This is a genomic window from Leuconostoc sp. BM2 (genome assembly GCF_002095565.1).
GTDB classification, from domain to species: Bacteria; Bacillota; Bacilli; order Lactobacillales; family Lactobacillaceae; genus Leuconostoc; species Leuconostoc falkenbergense.
Genome location: NZ_MOWQ01000080.1, coordinates 1 through 1,933, shown reverse-complemented (window position 1 = coordinate 1,933; position 1,933 = coordinate 1). Strand labels below are relative to the sequence as shown.

Here is a 1,933-nt window from a genome sequence, read left to right as displayed (position 1 = left end):
TGACAAGTGAACAAAAAGATTTATTTCTATTTTACAAACACTGTACTTGGTTCAGTGTATTCATAGCTAAGTTAAATGATCCTGAAAATGATCATTATAAATCTCTTCCTAGTTTACAAATATTTAATGATTGGGGATGGCGAAGAGAACGCGAAAATGAATTGATGCATGCTTGGCTGCATCCAGAAACAATTAAGGTGGTTAACTAATGAATAGCAAAGCATTATTCAGCTCAAAAAGCATGGTTTGGGAAACGCCCAAAGATTACTTTGATAAGTTGAATAGAAAATTCAAGTTTGATTTAGATGCCTGTGCGAGCGATACAAACCATAAAGTTGATACTTATTTTACAGAAGACGATGATGCGCTAGAACAAAAATGGGGGGGCAATGTGTTTATGAACCCACCCTACGGACGACATATCGGCGAGTTTATCAAAAAAGCGTATGAAGAACATTTGCGTGATCCAAATAGATTTATCGTGATGTTGATACCATCGAGAACTGATACAAAGTATTGGCATGAGTACATTCAGGATAAGGCGACAGTTAAATTTATTAAGGGACGTTTGAAATTTGAATTAGATGGACGACCAATGAATACAGCACCATTTCCAAGTGCACTGATAATATACGGATTATAGGAGACAACATGAGTTATACAGACATACCGCAAGAACTGCGAGACCTAAGGCAATGGGGGCTGTATCATCGGATTTGGCAACCAAGTAAAAATAAATATACCAAAGTGCCTGTTGACCCTTATAGTGGTGGCGCTGGTAAGTCTAACGACTCTAGTACGTGGTCTGACTTCGCAACAGCATCAAATGCTATGGAACACTTTGCTAACGCTGATGGTTTGGCGTTCTACTTTGCTAACGGTTATTTTGGAATTGACATTGACCATATTAAGTCAGATGTTGACGCCTTTATTGAAGGTGATCGTGATAATAATATCGTCGATGAGTTTGTTATCTCAACACAATCTTATACAGAGAGGTCTATGAGTGGCGAAGGCATTCATATCATTGCCAAAGGAAACCTACCAGATGGGCAACGCCGACATAACAACTTTGAAATGTATGATAATGGACGTTTCTTTGCTTTAACAGGTGACACAATCACAAAATCAGAATCAATTATGAAAGTGCCTGATGAAGTGATTGGTCGCTTACACCGTAAGTATTTTATGAAAGCAAGTAAAATCGATGCTGATCTAGGTGTGGTCGATAATACAGTTACTGAAAGAATTGATACACCAGCCTTGCTAGAAATGATGTACGAAAGCAGTTCCGGTGTACGCATTAAACATTTGATTAACGGTGGTTGGGAAAATGATTATGCAAGCCAATCAGAAGCTGACCTTGCATTGGCTAATTACTTATCATTCTGGACTGGACGAGACTTTGCACAAATGGACGAGATATTCAGAGATTCAGTCTTGTTCCGTGATAAATACAATGAGAAGCGTGGTCAGACTACTTACGGTATTGCATTATTGACTAAGGCTATTTCTGAACAAACAGATGTCTATCACGGCAAAAACTTGAAACCATTAATTGATTTAGAAGATTTACCAACATTTTTAACAGGCAATGCAGAAATTGTTGCTGAACAAGACGACAGTCCAAAACAAAAGTTCTTTTCTTATGATGACACAGGACTAGCAGAGCGTTTTAAGTATTATTATGGTGATAACTTTTTGTACGATACCATCGCACGAAAGAGTATGTATTATGACGGTCAAGTGTGGCAAGAAGATAATTACCGATTGCTAGAAAAAACGATGAACAAAACAGTTGATCGCATTAAGGAAGAACCAGAATTTACGATTGCCCCAGAAAACATGGGTGATAGCAATAAAACACCTGATGAATTGAAAGCTGCATTCAAAAAGAAGTCACGGTCACACAGTGCTAAAGAAAATGCAATCA

2 protein-coding genes and 1 pseudogene are annotated in these 1,933 nt (G+C 37.9%); all 3 read left to right on the top strand.

Annotated features, from left to right (window positions below):
- The coding region (locus BMG01_RS11520) for a hypothetical protein (RefSeq protein WP_206744783.1) at positions 1-209 on the top strand (209 nt) is incomplete at its 5' end.
- On the top strand, positions 209-643 hold the full coding sequence (locus BMG01_RS10360) for a DNA N-6-adenine-methyltransferase (protein ID WP_004914459.1): 435 nt from the start codon (positions 209-211) through the stop codon (positions 641-643). The genes BMG01_RS11520 and BMG01_RS10360, both read left to right, overlap by 1 nt.
- 8 nt (positions 644-651) lie before the next feature.
- A pseudogene (locus tag BMG01_RS10355) lies at positions 652-1,933 on the top strand (DNA primase); the annotation flags it as partial.